Source organism: Methylobacterium sp. J-067 (genome assembly GCF_022829465.1).
Lineage (GTDB): Bacteria > Pseudomonadota > Alphaproteobacteria > Rhizobiales > Beijerinckiaceae > Methylobacterium > Methylobacterium litchii.
Genome location: NZ_JAKSXZ010000095.1, coordinates 1 through 512, shown reverse-complemented (window position 1 = coordinate 512; position 512 = coordinate 1). Strand labels below are relative to the sequence as shown.

General features: G+C 65.6%; 1 pseudogene. It reads left to right on the top strand.

Annotated features, from left to right (window positions below):
- Positions 1-512: pseudogene (locus MKK52_RS10945) on the top strand (porin); the annotation flags it as partial.

Below are 512 nucleotides of genomic sequence, written 5' to 3'. Positions count from 1 at the left end.
GAACTTCTCCGACGCGACGATCAACCCGTTCACCAACCAGCTCCAGCTCTCCACGAGCTTCTCGGTGGTCGGTTCGTTCCTGCACTACTGGGCCCCCGAGTGGCGTTCGGCGGTGTTCGCCTCCTACGGTGAGAACACCTTTGCGGCCGGTGCCCGCGCCGCCCAGGGTGCCTACTTCGGCTTCGTCCCCGGCGCCGGCGGTGCCAATGCCGGCAGCACGGCCATCTCGGCCCTCGGCGTCGGCGTCCCCGGCACGCGGTTCTACAACCTCAACGGCAACCTGCGCGACACGTACATCCTCTATGCCGGTGCGAACCTGATCTGGTCGCCGGTGAAGGACCTCGATATCGGTGTCGAGGGCATCTACGCGCAGTACGGTGTCCAGAACGGCCGGGTGCTCGACACCCAGAAGTTCAACTACACCGCCGCCCAGGTGAACTCGGGTATCCCGGTGAAGACCATCACCAGCACCGACGTCTTCCAGGCGCGCTTCCGCGTCCAGCGCGACTTCT